The organism is Blautia sp. TM10-2, from assembly GCF_003480845.1.
Lineage (GTDB): Bacteria > Bacillota > Clostridia > Lachnospirales > Lachnospiraceae > Fusicatenibacter > Fusicatenibacter saccharivorans.
This window is the reverse complement of the sequence record NZ_QUJZ01000010.1, coordinates 78,354-94,177: the sequence shown is the minus strand read 5'-3', so window position 1 is coordinate 94,177 and position 15,824 is coordinate 78,354. Positions and strand designations below refer to the sequence as shown.

The following is a 15,824-nucleotide window of genomic DNA, read 5'->3' as shown; positions in this document are numbered from 1 at the left end:
ACAAATATGAAAAAAGTCTATTTTGATCTTGACAACCCGCCTCACATATGATATCATACCACCTGTATCACGCCGAAGACAGCAGGTGCCGCAAGGCGTAAGTTTCAAACGCCTGCCGAGGAGAAGTTACACAAGGTTCATGTTATGGAATTTTGAGATCTCTTCGCCAATCTTCGCGAAGAGCTTTTTTATACTTCCAAAGCGTAGGTACGAAATACTACAAGGAGGTGCAATCATGGCAATCAATGCAAAAATCGATCTGAAGAAGCCGGTCCTGGAAGAGATCAGCGCACAGGTAGAAGGCGCACAGTGCGTGCTGCTGGTAAACTACAGCGGATTAACCGTTGCTCAGGATACTCAGCTGCGTAAAGAGTTAAGAGAAGCAGGCGTTCATTACAAAGTATACAAAAATACAATGATGAAACGTGCATTCGCTGGTACTGCTTTCGAGTCTCTTACCAAAGACTTGGATGGCACAAACGCTATCGCAATCAGCAAGGACGATGCAACAGCTCCGGCAAGAATCATCGCTAAATTTGCAAAAACCGCTCCGAAGCTGGAGATGGTTTCTGGTGTTGTAGAAGGAAACTACTACGACAAAGCTGGAATGGAAGCACTGGCAAACGTTCCGTCAAGAGAAGAACTTCTTGGCAAACTGCTTGGAAGCATCCAGTCCCCGATCGCAAACCTGGCTCGCGTCCTCAACCAGATCGCAGAGTCCAAAGGCGGCGCAGCAGAGGCCTAAGCCTCAAGCGGGCAGCGTGAAATACGCAGCCTGAGAACATTATTCAGAAAATATCCAAGGAGGAAAATAAAATGGCAAAGTTAACAACCGCAGAGTTTATTGACGCTATCAAAGAGTTATCTGTATTAGAGTTAAACGATCTTGTAAAAGCATGTGAGGAAGAGTTCGGCGTATCCGCAGCAGCAGGCGTTGTAGTTGCAGCAGCAGCAGGCGATGCAGCAGCAGCTGAGGAGAAAGACGAGTTCGACGTAGAGCTGACAGAGGTTGGCCCGAACAAAGTTAAAGTTATCAAAGTTGTACGTGAAGCTACAGGACTTGGCCTGAAAGAAGCTAAAGAAGTAGTTGACGGTGCTCCGAAAGTCCTCAAAGAGGGTGCTTCCAAAGCAGAAGCTGAAGAGCTCAAAACTAAACTTGAGGCTGAAGGCGCTAAAGTTACTCTTAAATAATTTAAGCGTAAATCAGAATCTATGGACGCACGGCGGGATTTCCTGCCGTGCGTTTTTTTCTTCACAGGATACTTCGTTGAATTTTTCTGTAAAGTAAAAAGCCATCCGGGCAGGAGCGCACTGTGGCGGAGGCAACGAGATAAAGTCCTTGCCGACGCTGCCCGTGGTGTCTGCAGTGATAACGAAAGAAGCCCACAGAGAGTGTTTTTTTGAGTACAAAATGGATGAAAGTGGGAGGGAGAAGAAATGCAGGTACATTCCATTCTGGAATCTTTACAGCAGGGAATCCTGATCTGCGATCAGCACAGCAGGATTGTGTTCTTCAATCAAGTCTACAGCGATTTCATCGGCGTTCCGCTTGAAATCGCGAAAGGTCATAAAATCACGGAGTACCGAAAATCTGCCATTGCTCCGGAAGTTATTTGGAGCGGCATCCCGGTCGAGGGAATGGTGCGGAGAGAGGGAATGCAGGAATACTTTGCAAGTGTTTATCCGATCTGGGAAGAGCATCAGATCCGCGGAAGCATCTCAATTGTGACGAGTCTCGTACAGTTTGAAAAACGGGAATCAGAGGCTCACATGACGCTGGAAGAGCGGGTGCGCCGCTTCGAACGGCAGGAGATCCAAAATACGCTGCTGCTGTACGGACGGGATATGGAGGGGAAGCGAAAAGCGGCAAAGGAACTCGGAATTTCGCTGGCGACGTTATACAATAAAATGAAAGAATAAGAAATAATAACGGAATGCCGGAATTTCTATTGCATTGGATGTTTTTACCGTATTTTCCGACCCGGCTGAAAAGCAGTTCATGTAAAAAGGGAACCAGATTTCTAAAATTTTAGAAATTCGGTTCCCTTTTGTGGTACCTGCCATGGATCTGCGTTACAATGACATCAGATCAAAGAAAGAGAGGCCATTGGATATGAAAAAAATCAGAATCGGAAGCGGGGCAGGCTACGCGGGAGACCGCATCGAGCCGGCCGTGGAACTGATGGAAAAAGGAAATCTGGACTACATTATTTTCGAGTGTCTGGCGGAGCGCACCGTTGCGATCGGACAGCAGGACAAAGAGAAAGATCCGTCGAAGGGATATAACCAGCTGCTCGACTACCGAATGGAAAAAATTCTCCCGTTGATGGCGAAAAACAAAGTAAAAGTCATTACCAATATGGGAGCTGCCAACCCGGTATCTGCTGCCGAACGGACGTGTGAAATTGCCAGAAAACTGGGTGTCGGAGGATTGAAAATTGCCTGTGTGACCGGCGATGATATTACAGAAGAGCTGGACAAATATGAAAATGAGAAGGTGCTGGAGGATGGCACGCTGTTAAAAGAGAAAAAAGATGTTCTGATTTCCGCAAATGTCTATATGGGCGCAGAAGGCATCACAAAAGCGTTGGAAGAGGGTGCCAATCTTGTCATTACTGGTCGCGTTTCCGATCCTGCACTGACGATCGGACCGCTGGTACATGAGTTCGGATGGAACATTGACGACAACCCGGATCAGATGGGACAGGCGGTTCTGGCAGGCCATCTGCTGGAGTGTGCCGGACAGGTGACAGGCGGCTATTTTGCGGATCCGGGCTACAAGGATGTGCCGGACCTGTGGAAACTCGGATTCCCGCTCATTGAGATTGACGAGACAGGCGCATTTACCGTGACAAAGGTCGAGGGAAGTGGCGGACTGGTGAGTGTGGATACCTGTAAAGAGCAGATGATCTACGAAATCCACAACCCAAAGGCTTACCTGACCCCGGATGCAACAGCGGACTTTTCAAAGGTGACGTTCCGGCAGGTCGGGGAAAACCAGGTTCGTGCCGAGCATGCGACAACGCATGGAAGACCGGAAACTTTGAAAGTGAGTGTCGGCTACAAGGACTGCTTCATCGGTGAGGGTGAAATTTCCTACGGCGGAAGCAACTGTATGGCACGGGCGGAGCTGGCGGCGGAGATTCTGGAGAAGCGGATTGCACTGACAGGCATCGAACTGGAAGAGTACCGTACTGATTTTATCGGATGCAATTCCCTGTATCGTGATGCAATTTCCAAGGAGATCGGAAGTGGAACTCCGTGTGAAGTGCGTCTCCGCGCCGCAGGCAGAACGAAAGACCGGAAAAATGCCGTTCTGCTGGCAAATGAAGTCGAAGCTCTCTACACCAACGGTCCGGCAGGAGGAGGCGGAGCTGTGAAACGGGTGTCCGAGGTTGTCTCGGTCTGCTCAATTTTTGTGCCGCGCGATGCAGTAGAAGCAAAAGTTACATTCCGGGAGGTATAAGGCGATGAAATTAAAAGAGATTGCACATGCAAGAACAGGAGATAAAGGCGAGATCTCCAATATTTCGGTGATCCCATATGATGAGAACAATTATGAAATGCTGAAAGAAAAAGTAACAGAAGCACGCGTAGCAGAATACTTCCGCGAAATCTGTCACGGAAAAGTAACCCGCTACGAACTGGACGGAATCCATGCGCTGAACTTTGTCCTCGACAAGACACTCGGCGGCGGTGTCACAAGATCGCTGGCGCTGGACAAACATGGAAAGACACTCGGTATGGCACTGCTTGAGATGGAGGTATAGGGCGATGGCAGAAGATTTTATGACGGCTGCGGTAAAACGCGTAGAAGCACAATTTGCGAAAAGCGGCGTTTCCGAAAGCTATGCAGCATTTGAGAGAAAAGAAAAACAGATCGAGATGCGTGACGGCGTGAAGCTTCACACGATCTATTATTTTCCAAAAGAAGACACGGCAGAAGAAAAAAAGTATCCTGTCATCCTGACCAGAACCTGCTACCCGGGGAATGACCGGATCCATCGTGCGTACGGCGAGGGACTGGCACACAGAGGTTATGTGTATGTCTATCAGTATTGCCGCGGCAGGGAGCAGTCGGAAGGAAAATGGGAGCCAAACATTAACGAACGGAATGATGGCATCGACACGATGAATTACCTTGTGGAACAGCCATGGTGCGAGATTTTAGGCTACTGGGGCCATTCCTACACGAGTATGACCGGCTGGGCTTTCGCCGATGCCGCGGAAGGAAAGGTTGCTGCCATGTTCCTTGAAGATTATGGAACCGACCGTTTTACCTCAGCCTACGAAAAAGGTTGCTTCCGCCACGATATCTTAACCGCATGGTCGATGGAAAATGCAGAAAAACCGGTGTCCGCCGATTACCGCGAAAGCTGTCGCTATCTGCCGCAGGTCAAGGTGGATGAAGCTCTTTGGGGACAGCGTGTTCCGTCCTACCGCGAATACATCACAAGCCCGAACCCGGGCGATGCGCTCTGGCAGACGGGCTGGTGGAAACAGTTACGGGAAATCCCGTCAAAAACGAAAGTCCCGATCTATCTCTTGAGCGGCTGGTACGATCATCACCACGGCAGCAGTATGAAAACGTGGGAGCGCCTGAACGAGGAGACGAAACAGCACAGCTGGCTGGAAATCGGTGCATGGAACCACTTTTTCCAGATTTGTCTTGAAGATAAAGAGGTGATTCACCCGCAGAATGAAGAAATTCCAAAGATGCTGGAATGGTTTGAGCTGACGCTGAAACAAAAAGAAATCCCGATGCAGCGGATCCGTGCCTATGAGATCGGCTCAGACCGTTGGATTGATAGCGTGTCCGACGGACTGGGAGAAGAAGGAACTGCGGGAAGCATGACGCTGTATCTGGATGAAAAAGCATTGCGGGCAGACGCGCCGGAACAGGAAAAAACGAGAAACTACACGTTTGACCCGGCCACTCCCGTCGAGAGCATCGGCGGAGAAGCCCTTCTGCATACGATGCCGCAGATCGGCAGCCATCTTCAGCCGGAACCGGACTATCGTGAGGATGTCCTGAACTTTGTATCAGAACCGCTGGAAGAAACTTTCACGCTGAACGGAAAAGCTTCCGTCCGTCTGTTCGTGGAAAGTGATTGCGAGGATACGGCATTCACAGCGAAAATCATGGAAGTGACGCCGGAGGGAAAAGCTTACAACATTCGTTCCTCGATTGCAACGCTGGAGCAGGGAAAAACAGAGGCTGGGGCCTATGAACCGGGCAGCGTGGCAGAGGTGCAGATTACTATGTGGAATATTGTATACACGATTCCAAAGGGTTCCCGCATTCGTGTAGATGTTTCCTCCTCCGACTTCCCGCAGTATCATGTTCACAGCAATCAGAAAGGGCTGTGGTCGGAAAAAACGGAGAATAAAATTGCACATCAGACCATTCATATGGGCGGAAAAGCTGCTTCCTGCGTGATTTTGCCGCTGATGAAAAAACAGTGAACCGTAACGGTAAGGCGAACATAGGAAAAATCAAAAAGAAAAAAGTAGCACAATCCATTCTTTTGTGATATAGTGAAAACACTATAGGTTTTGCGGTAAACCTAAAGAACGGCCCGCATCATAAAAACAAAATGAACAGGAGAAAAGCAATGGAGAAAAAGTGGTGGCACAAAACGGTTGGATACCAGATTTATCCGAAGAGTTTTCAGGATACCAACGGAGATGGAATCGGGGATCTGAAAGGCGTGATCCGTCATCTTGACAAAATAGAAAAGCTGGGAGCCAATGTCATCTGGCTCTGCCCGGTGTTTGCATCCCCGATGGTAGATAACGGATACGATATTTCCGATTACATGGATATCGACCCGTCGTTTGGAACGATGGAGGACATGAAGGAGCTGATCGCGGAGGCAAAAAAGCGCGGCATCCGCATCCTGATGGATCTTGTCGTGAATCATTCCTCTGACCGGCATGCGTGGTTTCAGGCGGCACTCAAAGATCCGTTTGGAAAGTACGGAAAGTATTATGTGTTCCGGGAAGGAAAAGACGGCAAAGAGCCGAACAACTGGCGGTCGATTTTTGGCGGCAGCGCATGGGAGAAAGTACCGGGATATGATAACCTGTATTACCTCCACATCTTCACAAAAGAGCAGCCGGATCTCAATTGGGAGAATCCGGAATTGCGGGAAGAAATTTATGAGATGATTTTAAAATGGATGGATCTGGGACTTGGCGGATTCCGTCTTGATGCGATCAGCCATCTGAAAAAGAATTATCAGTACACCAACCTTCCGCCGGATGGACCGGACGAGTACAATATGGCGTTCGAGTATTTCAACAATGTAGACGGTCTTGCCGATATCTTGTGTGAAATGAAGGAGCGCACCTTTGCGCCGACCGATGCGCTGACGATCGGAGAGTACGATCACATGGGACCGGAGGATGTGGAGGATGTGATTGGGGAAAACGGCAGTTTCTCGTCTGTTTTCGATTTTTGTCACACCCTCGACAATGTGCGTAACCCGAAATGGAGCAATACCGTGGCGCTGTTTGACGATTATCGCGATCAGCTTTTTGCGGCGCAGAAAATCGTGGATGGCCGCGGCATGCTCTGCAACTTCCTCGAAAACCATGACAAAACGCGTATCATCGACCGGTTCCTGATGCCGGAGGACCAGAACCGCTACAGCGAAAAGATGCTTCCGGTCACCAATTTCTTCCTGCCGGGTATTGTATTTCTGTATCAGGGACAGGAGATCGGCATGCGCGACGACCCGAAACAGTCTATTCAGGGATTCGTCGACAAACCGACCTTTGCTATTTACGACCGTCTGATTGCAGAAGGAAAAACGGATGCGGAAGCGCTCGAGCAGATCAACCGCGAGAGCCGCGAGCACAGCAGAACTCCGATGCAATGGGATGCATCTGCTGAGGCGGGATTCACAACAGGTACGCCGTGGTTCCCGGTGAATAAAAACTATACGGAACTGAACTATGAGGCCGAGGAAAAAGATCCGGATTCCCTGCTGTGGTTCTACCGCAAAATGGTGGCAGTAAGACGACGTGAAGATCTGGAAGAAACCTTCCTCTACGGAACGCTGATTCCGGAATACGAGACGGTAAGCGGCGTTCTGGCGTACCGCAGGAAGGATGAGAAGAATAATGTTCTGATCCTTACTACTTCTCTTGCGGATGGCATTACATTGCCATTTACAGATACAATCGAAGAAGTACTTCTGAATAACTATGACACCTGCGAGGCAGGCGAGGAAACGATCCGTCTGCAGCCGTATCAGTGTCTGGTGCTGAAGGTGAAGGAATAATTGCAAAAACTAAAACAAAAACCGAAAAATCGGTCCCACAAAAGGAGAAGATCTTTTTGTGGGATCTTTTTTGTGGTACAATACAACAGAAAAAATCTATTATGAGGTGTGGAATGGAAAGAGACGAAGAAATAATGATGAGAGGAACAAAACAGGAAATGCCGGGATTACGTTTTCGGCTACTCCGGCCGGAGAAGAAACGGGAATTGTGGAATCCGGATTTTGAACTTTTATTTCTGCTTCGTGGGAGCGGAAGAGTCAGCTACGAGGACGGAGAAGTTCACAGTCTCCCGGTGGGATCTGTCTTTGCGATCAACCGGTTTCAGATCTGTGATCTGGATCTGGACGAAGACGGACTGGCCCTGTCGCTCTGCATTTCAGCGGAGACAATTGCTTCATTTCACATTAAGCTGCTGAAATGTGAAGTCAAATGTCAGTCGTTTTTTTATATGGAAGATCAGCAGGAAAAATTTGACCTGATCCGGCGGGATATGGCACGAATCTTTCTTGAAATGTACAAAAATAATGAGGAACAACCGGTCTATATGAAAAGCCGTGTGACGGCGCTTCTGGAGGATCTGCTTTCTTACTTTACATCCAAGAAAAAGGTGGAACAGGGCCGGAGCGGACGGGAACGCCTTCAGCGGGCATCGGACTATATTCTGCAGCATTGCCGGGAAGAGATTACGCTGGAGGATCTGGCGGATCATCTTTATCTGAGCCGTGCCTATATTTCACGGAGCTTTCCGCAGTATTTCGGTGTATCATTTCGGGAGTACGTGACGCAGGTGCGCCTGGCGCATGCCGTACAGGAAATGCACAGCGGCGCAACGCTGACGGAGATTGCCTATCACAATGGATTTGTCAATGAGACGGCGATGATCCGCGCATTCCGCAAATACCGCGGTATGACACCGAGCGAATACCGGAAGCAGATGAAACATACGGCAGAACAGAGTGAAAAGAAAGGAAAAGAGCGGGAAGAGGCGGCGGGAGACCATGATATTTTCCAGAGTCTCCTGCAGTATGCAGCGGTCACGGAGCAGGAGGTTGAGACGACAAATGAGAGTGCCGTTTCCGTGACAGCGGCAGTAAACGGACGGAAACCAAGAGTGGCAGGCCACTGGAAGCGCGTGATCAATGCCGGCTATGCGGCAAGTGTGCTGAACCGCGAGGTGCAGGATGAGCTGGAACAGCTGGTGCAGGAGCTCGGCTATGAGCTGATCCGCGTAAAAGGAATTCTTGATGATGATATGTGCGTACTTCGGCGGAATATGTGGGGCGAGGTTCAGTTCTGCTGGAACTATATTGATGAGGTGATCGATTTCATCCTTTCTACGGGAGCGAAGCCGTTGCTGGAATTCGGCCATATGCCGTTGCTACTGGCAAAAACAGACCCGGGAAGAACGATGCGTCCGGCGCTAAGCAGCTCTCCGCGAGATCTGGCTGAGTGGCGCATGCTGATCAAAAACCTGATGGAACATCTAAGGGAACGGTATGGAATCAACCAGATGCGGCGCTGGATTTTCAACCCGTGGATCAGCGGAGACGTGATCACGATTGATGGAGGAGATGAGTTCTTTGAGACGTGGAAAGCATCGTACGAGGAGATGAAACGTGTGAGCCCGGATCTTGTAACATGTCTTTCCTTTGGTCTTGGACCGGAGGAACATCTCAAAGCCTTTATCGAAACTATGAAGGAAAAGGAATGTGTGCCGGAAATTTTTGCATTCCGCTCGTTTGGCACGGTGATCTATGGAGAGGAAGAGGAGAAAATGAATCTGATCCAGAACAACGAGAGCGTCAATATGATTGTGAGCCGCGACCCGGATTTTCTGCGGAACCGCGGGGAGAAGGTAAAAGGTCTGCTGCAGAAGGCTGGGCTTGGTGCACTGCCGGTTCTGGTGGATGAGTGCAGCAGCAACATCTGTCAGAGGGATCTGTGCAACGATACCTGTTATAAAGCGGCATGGCTGTTTAAAAATCTTCTGGAAAATGAAGAGGCGCTGCAGGGAATTGCGTATTTCTCGGTCAATGACCGTTTGGATGAAGTATTTCCGGCGCGGGAAACGTATCATGGAGGTTTTGGGCTGTTCACGATGAACGGCATTCCAAAGGCGGTCTGCACTGCGCTGCGGCTGCTCGGCAGAATGGGATCTCGTCTGGTGAAGCGTGGGGACGGCTATTTTATCAGCACAGAGCCGGAGAAAAACCAAAGCCAGATTTACCTTTACAACTATGTTCACTACGATATGCTGTACCGCTACCGCCATGCCGTGAATATTTCCCGCACGGACCGTTACCGCGTATTCAATATAGGGGAAATCCGGACCTTTTCAGTGAAGCTGACCGGACTGGAACCGGGAAAATATTGCCTGCGGCTGTATAAAGTGACGAAAGAGCACGGCAGCAGCTACGATGCGTGGGTGCGGATGGGAGCTCCGGAGCGGATGAACCGGATGGAGCGCGCGATGCTGTGCCACAGTGCGGACCCGGAATACCGTGTCTGGGAGCAGGAAACCGACCCGGAAGGCAGCCTCACGGTGCAGGAACGCCTGGAGCCGCACGAGACGGCGCTGATTGAGGTGGAGCAGATTCTGTAAAATCTTCAAAAAATTGCACTCGCGGTGGGAGAATACAGAGAAAGAGTGGAAAAAAAGCAACAATATAAGAAGATCTTGCGGCAATTCGAGTAGAAAAGGACGAAAATATTGTTTATACTGAAAACAACATAAATGCTAAATTCTACAGAAAAGAGGTATTTCAAAATGGGGAAAATATTTGATTACGATGGCGTGCCGGTGCTGCATACCACATCCGGCGATTTAAAAGGTTATTTTTATGACGGTGTTTACATTTACAAAGGAATTCCGTATGCATACGCAGACCGTTTCCAGATGCCGGTTCCGTCCAAATGGGATGGCGTGAAGGATGCGACAAACTACGGCTTTGTATGCCCGCTTCAGAACCAAGATACACCGAACGGCGAGCTTATGGTTCCGCACCGCTACTGGCCGCAGGATGAGCACTGCCAGTCCTTAAATATCTGGACAAACAAACTTGATCCGGAAGCCAAAAAACCGGTTCTCGTATGGTTCCACGGCGGTGGATACGCAGCGGGATCTTCCATCGAGCAGGTTGCGTATGACGGCGTCAGCATCGCAAAGAAAGGTGATTCGATTCTTGTTTCTGTCAACCACAGACTGAATATTTTAGGATATCTGGATCTGTCTCCGTTTGGGGAAAAATACAAAAACTCCGCAAACGCAGGCCACGCCGATATGGTGGCAGCCCTGCAGTGGGTACATGACAATATTGCCCTGTTCGGCGGCGATCCGGAGAATGTAACCATTTTCGGCCAGTCCGGCGGCGGAATGAAGGTGACTGACCTGATGCAGATTCCATCAGCAGACGGTCTGTTCCAGAAAGGTCTTGTCATGAGCGGTGTTATGGAGGACGATCCGCTCGGCGCAGGAGAGAAAGACGGCACGGAGATTATTACGGCAATGATGAAAGCGCTCGGCTTTGACGATGTGGCTCAGCTGGAAACTGTACCGTATCCGCAGCTTGCTGCTGCATATGCAAAAGTGGCTCCGGCGATTGCACAGAGTGGCGGCTACATCGGCGGCGGCCCGAAAAAGGGCGATTACTTCTATGGAAATCCATTCGACGCAGGCTTCCGTGAGCATGCACATCAGATTCCGATGATGATCGGAACCGTATACGGCGAGTTCGCAACGTTTGCACCGGCAGCTTATGATAAGAACAAACTGACAGCGGAAGAGATTCTGGAAATCCTCAAAAAGGTTTATGGAGACAATGCCGAAAAGGTTCTGGACGCTTTCAAAGAAGCATATCCGGAGAAGAACGGCGTAGATGTTCTTGCCATCGACCGTGCAATGCGTGAGCCGACCGTAAAACTTGCCAAACTGTTCGCAAAAGGCGGCGGCAAAGCATATCTCTACAACTTCGCTCTGGAATTCCCGTTCCAGCACGGCAAGCCGGCATGGCACTGCTCCGATATCCCATATTTCTTCGGAAACGCAGATCTCGTAGAAATTTGTGGCATCCCGGATGTCAGCGATAAACTGGAAAGCGAAATCTTCGGAGCACTTCTCGCCTTCGCAAAGAACGGCACCCCGGATCATGCCGGACTCCCGCACTGGCCGGAAGTAGAAGCAGAGGATGCGGATACCATGGTGTTTGACCGCAAAACGGAAGTAAAACACAACTACGATGATAAAGTGTTTGCAGAGATCAACAAAGTTCTGAAACCATGGAGCTTTATGGACATGATGGCTGACAATATTCAGCATTAAAAAGAACGATTCGACGCGGCATAAGCGAAATCGGGATGGAGCTCTGAAATATTAAAAAATTAGAATAAAAAAAACCGCCTGTTTGATTTGAAAAATAAAAAAATCAAACAGGCGGTTTTTTCTGAAAATTCGGTGCTTTCAATCACATCTAAAGTATTATTCTAACAGGGTCACGGAAGAAAAACCAGTAAAAAACGGATTGTACTGAAAAAAATACAATCTGTTTTGTTGACACACTTGAAAAAACATGATAATCTAGAAAATGCACTATTATGGCAAGATATGCCTAAAACCTTTTGTTCAGGCATGAGCGGTAATAAATATATTATAACACAAGGGGTGACAACGTCAATGGAGAAAAACAGAATACGTCCGATACCTACCGGAAAAAGTATGCGAATGAGTTACCAGAGACAAAAAGAAGTATTGGAAATGCCCAACTTGATTGAAGTCCAGAAGGATTCCTATGACTGGTTCCTGAGAAGCGGACTCAAGGAAGTCTTTGATGACATTTCACCAATCTCCGACTACGGCGGACGGCTGAGCCTTGAATTCGTAGACTTTACACTGTGTGAAGATGACGTAAAATACTCAATCGAAGAGTGTAAACAGCGTGACGCTACTTATGCGGCACCGTTAAAGGTAAAAGTAAGATTATATAATAAGGAAAAAGACGAGATCACAGAGCACGAAATTTTCATGGGTGATCTGCCGTTGATGACAGCAACAGGAACATTCGTTATCAATGGTGCAGAGCGAGTAATCGTCAGCCAGCTGGTACGTTCCCCTGGTATTTATTACGGCATCGCACATGATAAGCTCGGAAAGAGACTGTTCTCCTGTACCGTAATCCCGAACCGTGGAGCATGGCTGGAGTACGAGACCGATTCCAACGACGTCTTCTATGTCCGCGTAGACCGTACCAGAAAAGTTCCGATTACAGTCCTCATCCGTGCACTTGGAGTAAGCTCCAATGCAGAGATCGTAGAGCTGTTCGGTGAAGAGCCGAAGATTCTTGCAAGCTTCACCAAAGATACTTCCACCAACTATCAGGAAGGTCTTCTCGAGCTGTACAAGAAAATTCGTCCGGGCGAGCCTCTCGCAGTAGAAAATGCAGAGAGCCTCATCATGAGCATGTTCTTTGACCCGCGTCGCTATGACCTGGCAAAGGTAGGCCGTTATAAATTCAACAAGAAACTTGCACTGCGCAGCCGTATCCGCAACCAGATCCTCGCTGAGGATGTTGTAGATCCGTCCACCGGTGAAATCCTTGCAGAAAAAGGCACCACCGTTACTCTGGAACTCGCAGACAAGATTCAGAACGCAGCAGTACCGTATGTATGGATTCAGACAGAGGAGAGAAACGTAAAAGTTCTTTCCAACTTAATGGTAGATCTGAAAGCATGGGTAGATGTTGACGAGGAAGAACTTGGCATCAACGAGAAAGTATACTATCCGGTTCTGGAAAAGATCCTGGAGGAAAATACCGATATCGAAGAGATCAAACAGGCGATCAAACGTGACATTCACGACCTGATTCCGAAACATATCACAAAGGAAGATATTTTCGCTTCCATCAACTACAACATGCATCTGGAATACGGCGCAGGAAATGCCGATGATATCGACCACCTGGGCAACCGTAGAATCCGTGCCGTAGGTGAGCTGCTTCAGAACCAGTACCGCATCGGTCTGTCCCGTATGGAGCGTGTGGTACGTGAGCGCATGACAACACAGGACATCGACGGAATTTCTCCGCAGTCCCTGATCAATATCAAACCGGTTACAGCTGCAATCAAAGAGTTCTTCGGATCTTCCCAGCTGTCCCAGTTCATGGATCAGAATAACCCGCTTGGAGAGCTGACGCACAAGAGACGTCTTTCCGCCCTTGGACCTGGCGGTCTGTCCCGTGACCGTGCCGGATTCGAGGTTCGAGACGTACACTACTCCCATTACGGAAGAATGTGCCCGATCGAGACTCCTGAGGGACCGAACATCGGTCTGATCAACTCTCTGGCATCGTATGCGCGCATCAACGAGTATGGCTTCGTTGAGGCTCCATACAGAAGAATTGACAAATCAGATCCGAAAAATCCGCGTGTTACCGACGAAGTAGTCTACATGACCGCAGATGAAGAGGATAATTACCATGTAGCACAGGCAAATGAGCCGCTGGATGCAGAAGGACACTTCCTCAACAAGAACGTTTCCGGACGTTATCTGGATGAGACCCAGTCCTACGAGCCGCACATGTTTGATTACATGGACGTGTCTCCGAAGATGGTATTCTCCGTTGCTACGGCGCTGATCCCGTTCCTTCAGAACGACGATGCGAACCGTGCGCTGATGGGATCCAACATGCAGCGTCAGGCCGTACCGCTGATGATCACCGATGCTCCTGTTGTAGGAACCGGTATCGAAGCAAAAGCAGCCGTAGACTCCGGTGTCTGCGTTGTTGCGAAAAAAGCAGGAACCATTTCCTATTCCTGCTCCAACGAGATCCGCATGAACAACGATGACGGAACAAAAGATGTCTACCATCTGACCAAATTCATGCGAAGCAACCAGAGCAACTGCTACAACCAGAAACCGATCGTATTTAAAGGTGACCATGTAGAGGCCGGCGAAGTAATCGCAGACGGTCCGTCTACCTACCAGGGCGAGCTTGCTCTTGGTAAAAACCCGCTGATCGGATTTATGACCTGGGAAGGATATAACTACGAGGACGCCGTTCTTCTTAGCGAGCGTCTGGTACAGGATGATGTTTACACTTCCATCCACATCGAGGAGTACGAGGCAGAGGCCCGTGACACCAAGCTTGGACCGGAAGAGATCACAAAAGACGTTCCGGGCGTCGGCGATGAAGCCTTAAAAGACCTGGACGAGCGTGGAATCATCCGCATCGGTGCAGAGGTACGTGCCGGTGATATTCTGGTCGGAAAAGTAACTCCGAAGGGGGAAACCGAGCTGACCGCAGAGGAGCGTCTGCTCCGTGCCATCTTTGGCGAGAAAGCAAGAGAAGTACGTGATACTTCCCTGAAAGTACCGCACGGTGAGTATGGTATCATCGTGGACGCCAAAGTATTTACCCGTGAAAACGGCGACGAACTTTCTCCTGGAGTAAACCAGGCAGTCCGCATCTACATCGCACAGAAGAGAAAAATCTCTGTCGGCGATAAGATGGCTGGTCGTCACGGAAACAAGGGTGTCGTTTCCCGTGTACTTCCGGTAGAGGATATGCCGTTCCTGCCGAACGGACGTCCGCTGGACATCGTGCTGAATCCTCTGGGTGTGCCGTCCCGTATGAACATCGGACAGGTGCTGGAGATCCACCTGAGCCTTGCAGCAGCAGCGCTTGGATTTAACGTATCCACCCCGATTTTCGACGGCGCAAACGAGAAAGATATTCAGGATACCCTGGAACTGGCAAACGATTATGTAAACATGGAATGGGATGCATTCTCCGAGAAATATAAAGATATTCTGCTTCCGGAAGTATATCAGTATCTGGAAGAGCATCTGGATCACAGAGAACTGTGGAAGGGTGTTGATATCGCAAGAGACGGTAAGGTACAGCTCCGCGACGGACGTACCGGTGAGCCGTTCGATGGAAGAACGACAATCGGACACATGCATTACCTGAAACTGCATCACCTGGTAGACGATAAGATTCATGCCCGTTCTACCGGCCCATACTCCCTCGTTACACAGCAGCCTCTGGGTGGTAAAGCTCAGTTCGGTGGACAGCGTTTCGGAGAGATGGAGGTTTGGGCTCTTGAGGCGTACGGTGCATCCTACACGCTGCAGGAGATCCTGACTGTGAAGTCTGACGATGTGGTTGGCCGTGTGAAGACATACGAAGCCATCATCAAGGGCGACAATATTCCGGAGCCTGGTATTCCGGAATCCTTCAAAGTATTGTTGAAAGAGCTGCAGTCCCTGGCACTCGATGTCCGCGTACTGCGTGATGACAATACCGAAGTTAAAATTATGGAATCAGTTGATTACGGTGATACCAACCTGAACCACATCATCGAGGGAGACCGTTACTCTGACAGAGAGGACGAGAGATTTGGTGACTATGGATTCTCCAAGAAAGAATTTGACGGAGAAGAAATGGTAGATGTGGAAGAGGATGAAGAAGAAGACTCTTATCTTGATCTGGATGAAAGTTCAGATGATGACATGTAACTTGTAGATCTTCGCTTTGCGAGGA

At 49.3% G+C, this 15,824-nt stretch carries 10 protein-coding genes and 1 other annotated feature; all 10 genes read left to right on the top strand.

Annotated features, from left to right (window positions below):
- The first annotated feature begins 54 nt into the window (after window positions 1-54).
- Window positions 55-200 (top strand) — a sequence feature (ribosomal protein L10 leader region).
- 35 nt (window positions 201-235) lie between these two features.
- The 10 genes from rplJ to rpoB all read left to right on the top strand — a co-directional run bounded on the left by rplJ (window position 236) and on the right by rpoB (window position 15,799).
- Window positions 236-745 (top strand): 50S ribosomal protein L10, encoded by a 510-nt coding sequence (rplJ, locus tag DXD92_RS11555; RefSeq protein ID WP_055227784.1) that lies wholly within the window; start codon window positions 236-238, stop codon window positions 743-745.
- Between the two features lie 71 nt (window positions 746-816).
- A complete protein-coding gene (rplL, locus tag DXD92_RS11550) occupies window positions 817-1,191 on the top strand; it encodes a 50S ribosomal protein L7/L12 (protein WP_022462823.1) in 375 nt (124 codons plus the stop codon).
- Between the two features lie 246 nt (window positions 1,192-1,437).
- Window positions 1,438-1,920 (top strand): helix-turn-helix domain-containing protein, encoded by a 483-nt coding sequence (locus tag DXD92_RS11545; protein ID WP_118601088.1) that lies wholly within the window; start codon window positions 1,438-1,440, stop codon window positions 1,918-1,920.
- Between the two features lie 193 nt (window positions 1,921-2,113).
- On the top strand, window positions 2,114-3,466 hold the full coding sequence (locus DXD92_RS11540) for an acyclic terpene utilization AtuA family protein (RefSeq protein WP_118640557.1): 1,353 nt from the start codon (window positions 2,114-2,116) through the stop codon (window positions 3,464-3,466).
- 4 nt (window positions 3,467-3,470) lie between these two features.
- The gene (locus DXD92_RS11535) at window positions 3,471-3,770 is read left to right on the top strand and encodes an AtuA-related protein (RefSeq protein ID WP_022462826.1); all 300 of its coding nucleotides are present in this window, start codon (window positions 3,471-3,473) and stop codon (window positions 3,768-3,770) included.
- A 4-nt stretch (window positions 3,771-3,774) separates the two neighbouring features.
- On the top strand, window positions 3,775-5,466 hold the full coding sequence (locus DXD92_RS11530; protein ID WP_158581779.1) for a CocE/NonD family hydrolase: 1,692 nt from the start codon (window positions 3,775-3,777) through the stop codon (window positions 5,464-5,466).
- A gap of 149 nt (window positions 5,467-5,615) precedes the next feature.
- Complete coding sequence (locus DXD92_RS11525) at window positions 5,616-7,289, top strand: alpha-glucosidase (protein ID WP_118640555.1); 1,674 nt, start codon at window positions 5,616-5,618, stop codon at window positions 7,287-7,289.
- 113 nt (window positions 7,290-7,402) lie between these two features.
- Window positions 7,403-9,892 (top strand): GH39 family glycosyl hydrolase, encoded by a 2,490-nt coding sequence (locus DXD92_RS11520; protein ID WP_158581778.1) that lies wholly within the window; start codon window positions 7,403-7,405, stop codon window positions 9,890-9,892.
- 165 nt (window positions 9,893-10,057) lie between these two features.
- Window positions 10,058-11,608: a carboxylesterase/lipase family protein gene (locus DXD92_RS11515; RefSeq protein ID WP_055227769.1), complete on the top strand. Its 1,551-nt coding sequence runs from the start codon at window positions 10,058-10,060 to the stop codon at window positions 11,606-11,608.
- A 351-nt stretch (window positions 11,609-11,959) separates the two neighbouring features.
- Window positions 11,960-15,799, top strand: a complete 3,840-nt coding sequence (gene rpoB, locus DXD92_RS11510) for a DNA-directed RNA polymerase subunit beta (RefSeq protein WP_117510452.1) — start codon at window positions 11,960-11,962, stop codon at window positions 15,797-15,799.
- The last annotated feature ends 25 nt before the right edge of the window (window positions 15,800-15,824 follow it).

Bases quoted from the DNA above. Each gene is read 5' to 3' on its own strand.
- rplJ (WP_055227784.1), top strand. From the start codon at position 236: ATGGCAATCAATGCAAAAATCGATCTGAAGAAGCCGGTCCTGGAAGAG.
- rplL (WP_022462823.1), top strand. From the start codon at position 817: ATGGCAAAGTTAACAACCGCAGAGTTTATTGACGCTATCAAAGAGTTA.
- DXD92_RS11545 (WP_118601088.1), top strand. From the start codon at position 1,438: ATGCAGGTACATTCCATTCTGGAATCTTTACAGCAGGGAATCCTGATC.
- DXD92_RS11540 (WP_118640557.1), top strand. From the start codon at position 2,114: ATGAAAAAAATCAGAATCGGAAGCGGGGCAGGCTACGCGGGAGACCGC.
- DXD92_RS11535 (WP_022462826.1), top strand. From the start codon at position 3,471: ATGAAATTAAAAGAGATTGCACATGCAAGAACAGGAGATAAAGGCGAG.
- DXD92_RS11530 (WP_158581779.1), top strand. From the start codon at position 3,775: ATGGCAGAAGATTTTATGACGGCTGCGGTAAAACGCGTAGAAGCACAA.
- DXD92_RS11525 (WP_118640555.1), top strand. From the start codon at position 5,616: ATGGAGAAAAAGTGGTGGCACAAAACGGTTGGATACCAGATTTATCCG.
- DXD92_RS11520 (WP_158581778.1), top strand. From the start codon at position 7,403: ATGGAAAGAGACGAAGAAATAATGATGAGAGGAACAAAACAGGAAATG.
- DXD92_RS11515 (WP_055227769.1), top strand. From the start codon at position 10,058: ATGGGGAAAATATTTGATTACGATGGCGTGCCGGTGCTGCATACCACA.
- rpoB (WP_117510452.1), top strand. From the start codon at position 11,960: ATGGAGAAAAACAGAATACGTCCGATACCTACCGGAAAAAGTATGCGA.